This is a genomic window from Arenicella chitinivorans (assembly GCF_014651515.1).
In the GTDB taxonomy this organism is placed as follows: domain Bacteria; phylum Pseudomonadota; class Gammaproteobacteria; order Arenicellales; family Arenicellaceae; genus Arenicella; species Arenicella chitinivorans.
Genome location: NZ_BMXA01000006.1, coordinates 214645 through 220803, shown reverse-complemented (window position 1 = coordinate 220803; position 6159 = coordinate 214645). Strand labels below are relative to the sequence as shown.

Annotated in this window: 5 protein-coding genes; 4 read left to right on the top strand and 1 reads right to left on the bottom strand. The window is 46.4% G+C overall.

Annotated elements, in window-relative coordinates; all coding sequences use genetic code 11:
- Positions 1–166: 166 nt before the first annotated feature.
- The gene (locus IE055_RS15015) at positions 167–1924 is read left to right on the top strand and encodes a hypothetical protein (RefSeq protein ID WP_189402493.1); all 1758 of its coding nucleotides are present in this window, start codon (positions 167–169) and stop codon (positions 1922–1924) included.
- A gap of 265 nt (positions 1925–2189) precedes the next feature.
- Here the strand turns inward: IE055_RS15015 and IE055_RS15010 are convergent, their stop codons facing one another.
- Positions 2190–2399 (bottom strand): cold-shock protein, encoded by a 210-nt coding sequence (locus IE055_RS15010; RefSeq protein ID WP_189402492.1) that lies wholly within the window; start codon positions 2397–2399, stop codon positions 2190–2192.
- A gap of 461 nt (positions 2400–2860) precedes the next feature.
- Between IE055_RS15010 and IE055_RS15005 the strand changes: the two genes are divergently transcribed.
- The 3 genes from IE055_RS15005 (at position 2861) to IE055_RS14995 (ending at position 6090) form a co-directional block, all read left to right on the top strand.
- Positions 2861–3142 (top strand): hypothetical protein, encoded by a 282-nt coding sequence (locus tag IE055_RS15005; RefSeq protein ID WP_189402491.1) that lies wholly within the window; start codon positions 2861–2863, stop codon positions 3140–3142.
- A gap of 52 nt (positions 3143–3194) precedes the next feature.
- Entirely contained in the window at positions 3195–3599 is a 405-nt protein-coding gene (locus IE055_RS15000) for a putative quinol monooxygenase (RefSeq protein WP_189402490.1), read from the top strand.
- Positions 3600–4026: 427 nt separating this feature from the next.
- Complete coding sequence (locus IE055_RS14995) at positions 4027–6090, top strand: VIT and vWA domain-containing protein (RefSeq protein WP_505603980.1); 2064 nt, start codon at positions 4027–4029, stop codon at positions 6088–6090.
- Positions 6091–6159 lie beyond the last annotated feature (69 nt).

Sequence of the window (6159 nt, the reverse complement as noted above, 5' to 3'; positions counted from 1 at the left end):
GTGGGTCTCAATTTACCCGTAAGACGAACATGGAGAAAGGATATTTATGTGTCGGAATCAACCATACAAGGCTCCAAAGTTTGCTCCATTCGCTGCGCTCATTCCGCGGGACGCATTTTCAACGCGCCCCTTGGCACGGCGTTATGCCTAAGGAAGTTTCTCACTTATGAGTCAAGATTGGATTCTGCAGAAAAAAGAAACTCGTCGAACTTTTTCAAAATCAACTTGGGTGCCTTTGAGAGCGTCTATTGACAATGAGAAAGGAAATGTAAAAAAAATAGGCTTTACCAACGAGTTTTTTGGATGTGGATCGGTTGCATTTTCTCCTGATCATCGCGATGTCGCTGAAAAACTAAGTTGGAGTGATATTGGGATTGGTTCAAATATCGGCCCATATGCATACGATGATGGCTACTACTCAACCATAGATGAGTATCAATATAACGATAAAGAGCCTATCGGAGTTCATCTCGTCCTTGAACTATCGCAACCTGTTGTCGGAGGACGGCAATGGATATTGACCCCTGACCTTGTTTCTGCGCTTCGCCTAATTAAAGAGGGGCTGAATTGGGTAAGGCCAGAAGAAAATTTTGTAGTTGTAGCTCGAGAAGTTCTTGATGAAAAAGGTGAGCCAAAGCTGATTGAAATTAAGAGGGAGTTTCTTCTCGACTATTTAGCGGCTAGAAATTTATCTCTAAGGTTATCGTACTATCGGCAAAGAGTTGAAAACGTACCAACACTGGAAGATAGCGAATATGCAGGTCTAGAAGACCGCCAAGAAGAGAGGGATGGCGGTCGCTATGAACTGCTTGTTCGCAGTATAAATGATGTGTTTGGTGGGAGCTGGGCAATGTTTCGTACTTGGCGCACTGATGTAGATGAAGAAGAAGATGCTCCTGTAATGGGGCCTGAAACAAACGAAAATACTGATTATGAAAGCTCTGAGGGAAACAAGTCTGGTTTTGATGGTGTACGGGTAGAAGGAGAGTTTTGGCGGGATGAGTGGATTGACCACCAAGGTATAAGCAAGCGTGTTAGAGGGGATGCTGATACAAATTTACCTCAATTCATAGTCGAAACAGATAGTACGCGCATTGCGTCATCTGAGCTAAACAATGAAGACGTTGGAAGATGGTTATGGTTTCGGTCAAGTATTGTAAATGAACTGTTGGGGCTTCGAGGCTTCTCACTTAAATGGTATACAGCCGAAACAGGCGCTATTCACTCCACTTCCGGTTATAGAATTCACTTTGGAATAAACTCAGAGGATTTCATTACAGTATATGCTTATGACATAGCCCGTCTTCCTTCATGGGAACAGAACTTATGGGCTGCCCATAACGCAGTCCCAGAGGGCAAGGTTTCCAGTGAATTGTTAGATTCTCAAGTGAAAGCTCAACCAGCATCCACACATGCAACTGAAGAGTTGCTTTTTGAAGTAATGAGTATGCTTGAGAATGAATTTAAACAAGAGTTTAATGTTTCTCTATTCTCACATGATTTAGACCGTGTAGAAGCCTTAAAGAAAATATCTAGATTCGAAAGTAAAGATCAGGCGTCACTGCTTAGACTAGCAAAAGAGATTGTACGCGTTTTCTCTGACCGGCTAAATGTCAAAGAGTTACGCACGTTATCAACACATGCGAATAAGGATAAACTTGGCTCAAACAAACTATTACAAGACATACTATCCCAGAAAGTTGGCGATGATACTGCTCGTAAAGTCTTTGGGCCAATTGTAGGTGCTTATGATATGCGAGTAGGTGATGCACACCCGACCAGTTCAAAGATTGGAGAAGCCTTAGAGCTTGCCGGAATTGACAATGAAAATTCGTTTTTAAGGCAAGGGCAACAATTGATTTCCAATGTTGGGCAATCAATTTGGTGGATTGGTAAGATGATATTTGAAAAGCCCCAAAAATGATGAGTCTCGCAAGTTGGCATAACAAGGCGCTGCTGTCGGACAATTTTTCCGCTGCGCTCCAAAATTGCCGCAGAGCGCGGCGTTATTAGCATTACCAATTGCTTCAGAATACGTCGCTTTCTAAGTTTGTCTGTTTATTCTTGGGTATCACTCGATTTCTTCTGCTCACCACCTCTTCGAGCAGCCATATACATCACCAAAGAAAATAGTGTGGACACAAAAAAAGGGAGCGCTAGGCTCCCTTTCTCGGTTTTAGCTAATTCGCTTAAACGGCTTGGATATTGTGGGCTTGTGGGCCTTTGTCGCCGTGTGTCACGGTAAACTGAACTGATTGACCTTCTTCCAGCGATTTAAAGCCAGAGCCGGTGATTTCGCTGTAGTGAGCGAACACGTCAGGGCCAGAAGACTGCTCGATAAAACCAAAACCTTTAGATTCGTTGAACCACTTAACGGTTCCGATAACTGTGCTAGACATAATAAATAACCTGTATTTTTAAATTTAAGTGCGCCTGCAAGAGGCGGAAATGCTATGAAGAAGATACTGAAATTTAAAAACGGCAGGACGGAGAATTACGAATAAAACAGCGAAATGAAGAATGTAAATATAGTGTGCTTTCCTTGTAGCTGGCTGCACTATATAGCGCTTTTCGTCACAAGTATAGTGATTTATTCACTTTTACGAATTCAATTCGATTCGATCGGTGAGTTTAAAGTTTAAATAGCGTCAGAGTTGATCAATGCGATGCCGACTTGAGTATCACGTGACTGTTACCCAGAAAAGTAGAATTGTGTCTATTGAGTAATTAACAATTGGGTTCAACTGTGCCTGGATTATAGTTTTTTCGGAGCTTTGGGAGTGAGCGGTGTTTAGCGGAATCGGCTCTGACTTCTTCAAACCACATTTAAATTACAGGGTGTTGTGCTTAGAGGTATGCCGTGGAATACATAACAATTTGCATGGTTTCAATAGCCATTTTTTATCCATTGGTGATGCCATGGGGTAGAATCTTGCTACTTTATTGTCTAGCAATTTGGTGTGCGTTGTGGGGCGCTTTTTTCTTCCAAATTGAGCGCGAGACCAATCCAAGTTATGAGGCTGGTATTGTAAGTGATGGGGTTATTTTAGGGATCATCGTCATCATGTTTATGATTGTCATCATTGTGCGAGCGATTTTCCACTATATTTGGCGTAAAAATCACGCAACCGCCGCTCAGTAACAACAAGGTTAACGATTCAGATTGCCAGCCATGCGGGTTTGGTTCGCTGGCATTGCGGGCGTTAGGAGAAAACGTCATTAAATACATAGCGAGCACCATAGTAATTCTTTTACTCAGTTTTTCTGCTGCCGCAGAACAACTACAGGAACAAAATTTGAAATTTGGAATGCAGGCAGTTCTAACCGCCAGCCCCGGTAAAGGTTCTGAGCTGGCGGCGATAATGCTTCGAGCATCCAACGTGGTTTCAACTATGGAGGGTTGTGAACTCTATGTGGTTCAGCAGTCACTGACGGACGAAAACCAAATTCTCGTGACGGAGCTTTGGTCTAGTAAAAATGATCATCAAAACTCGTTAGCGAATGAGAAGATACAAGCGTTAATTGGTGAAGCAAAACCCATCATTTCGAGTATGTCGGGTACTCCAGCTAAATATATTGGTGGTCACGGTATTGAATAACACCGTCGCGTCTTTTACCTCACAGTCATTCAAGTCTCTTGGTTTCCCTAACCGCCACGGTTACATGGTTCAAGTACGAAACATACAGTTCTCTATGTCTGTCCGAATCTAGATGGTGAAATCATCCAGCTTGCTTGGACCTGAGCACAATTATCCTCTCCTTGGGCCTACAGCTAGAAAACCAAGTAGGATTCACAAAGTGCCAAATAATTGAACTAAAGGTCACACAAGACAGAACTAAACAGATTTAAGTTTACAGTTAAAACACCGAAATTCATTCTTAGCGCTCTACTGTTTTAGCCGATCACGGTGATGTGGCGGCGTTTAAAGCATTCGATGCGTGAAGGAGAAAAGAATGAAGACGATAGTAAATCCGTTTAAATTAGTCGTGCTTTTGTTGTTGTGTGTGTTGTTTGCGAGTGGGCAGATGGCGCAGGCCAGTGGCTTAATGACGGCGAAGGGCAGTACCACGGTATTGCAGATCCAGGACCACGAAGTGCGTGTGACGATTGAAGACGGTTACGCGATCACGGCGGTCGAAAACACGTTTTACAATCCATCGAACACCGATCTAGAAGCGGTGTACGAATTCCCGGTTCCGAAAAACGGCACGGTGGCTGAGTTTACGGTGTGGATCGATGGCAAGCCGGTTATTGGTGAGGTGGTCGAGAAGCAACGTGCGCGTGAACTTTACGAGTCTGAAAAAGCGGCGGGTCGTGATGCGGGGTTGACTGAGAAGGTCTCGTTTTACCGCTTTGAATCGAGCGTGTCGCCGGTGCGTGCCCAGCAAACCACGCGCACACGGATTGTGTACATGCAACCGGCAGATGTGGAAGGCGGTATCGGGCGCTACGTTTACCCTTTGGAAGAGGGCGGGACGGATCAGGCCAAATTGGACTTCTGGCAGACGGATAGCAAAGTCACCGGCAAGTTCAGTTTTGACATGAATCTGCGCTCGGGCTTTCCAGTTGACGCAGTGCGCTCCCCGGCGCATCCGCATGCGCAAATCAATAGCAGCGATGCCAACAACTGGCAGATCGCGATCAATCAGACCGGCACCACGTCATCGACACCGGTGATGAGTGAGTCTGCGTTGGATCAGGTGGACGCTGAAGCTGATCAACGCGCGGTAGCGTTTGCTGAGCAAGAAGCATCCGCCTCGGGTAGCGCCTTGAATCAAGACATTGTGGTGTATTGGCGTTTGCAACCCAATCTGCCTGGCGCGATTGAGTTGGTAGCACACAAGGAACCGGGCGCGCGACGAGGAACATTTATGTTGACCGTGACGCCAGGTGTGGACTTGCAACCAATCACTGAAGGTCGGGACTGGGTGTTTGTGTTAGATCGCTCTGGCTCCATGCAAGGTAAGTACCAAACCTTGATGGATGCCACGGCGCAAGCGCTGGCGAAACTCAGTCCGAATGATCGTTTTAGGGTGGTGCTGTTTGATGACCGTGTGGAGGAGCTGACTAATGGCTGGATGCACGCGGACGATGTGTCGTTGTCGCAGGTAAGTCGTGCTCTAAACAACACCTCGCCGCGTGGTGGCACGAATTTGTATCAAGGTATTGAAGCCGCAATTCAGGGTCTGGATGCGGATCGCACGGCAAGCATTGTCTTGATCACAGATGGTGTGGCGAATCTTGGGAAAACCGAGAAAAAGTACTTTCTCGATTTGCTCGGCCAACAGGATGTGCGTTTGTTCACCGCGATCATGGGTAACGGCGCCAATGTGCCGCTGCTCGAGAGTATGACCAAAGCGTCTCGAGGTTTCTCAGCGAGCGTGTCAAACAGCGACGACATTATGGGCGTGTTAATTGGTGCGCTGGAGAAAGTGAAATACCAGGCGTTGCACGATGTGCGTTTGCAAATCGAAGGCGTGAAAACGTCGGATCTGGTATCGAGCAAAGTCGCTACGCTATATCGTGGCCAGCAGATGGTGATTTTTGGTCACTATTTTGGTGACGGCTTGGCTAAGGTGACATTGGATGCCAAGGTCTCAGGCGAAGACAAGCAATACCTCACCGAGTTTAATTTTCCTGAGCAAGCCACTACTAATCCAGAAGTGGAACGCTTGTGGGCCTACGCCAAAATTCAAGAGATCAAAGACCAGACGGACTACTTAGGTACTGACTTAGAGGATTCCTCGGCGGCAATTGTCAGCACATCGATTGAGTACGGTCTGGTCACAGATTTTACCTCGATGATTGTGATGACCGACGCGCAGTTCGAAGCGAATGGCATCGAGCGCGCGAATAAAAAACGTCGTGAAACTGAGCAGGCAGCACAAACACAACGTGCGGCTGCGCCAGTGGTGCAGCGTCAAGCGGACGCAGGCAGTCCCGCGTTCAGTGATAATCGACCGAACTACCGCGGTGGATCTGGCGGCGGTGGTGGTGCGATTAATCCATTGACAATGCTGATGTTACTCCCCCTCGGCTTGGCTTGGATTCGACGTCGAATCCAGGTGCAAGGCTCGGCACGGGTGTAAGATTGAGCAGCGTGTTACAGGGAGGTGGCACGCTGTTCTTTTAGTTGAACTGTTTAAAAACTGACGTTT

Coding starts and splice junctions, on each gene's coding strand:
- IE055_RS14995 (WP_505603980.1), top strand. CDS start 4,027: ATGGCGCAGGCCAGTGGCTTAATGACGGCGAAGGGCAGTACCACGGTA.
- IE055_RS15010 (WP_189402492.1), bottom strand. CDS start 2,399: ATGTCTAGCACAGTTATCGGAACCGTTAAGTGGTTCAACGAATCTAAA.
- IE055_RS15015 (WP_189402493.1), top strand. CDS start 167: ATGAGTCAAGATTGGATTCTGCAGAAAAAAGAAACTCGTCGAACTTTT.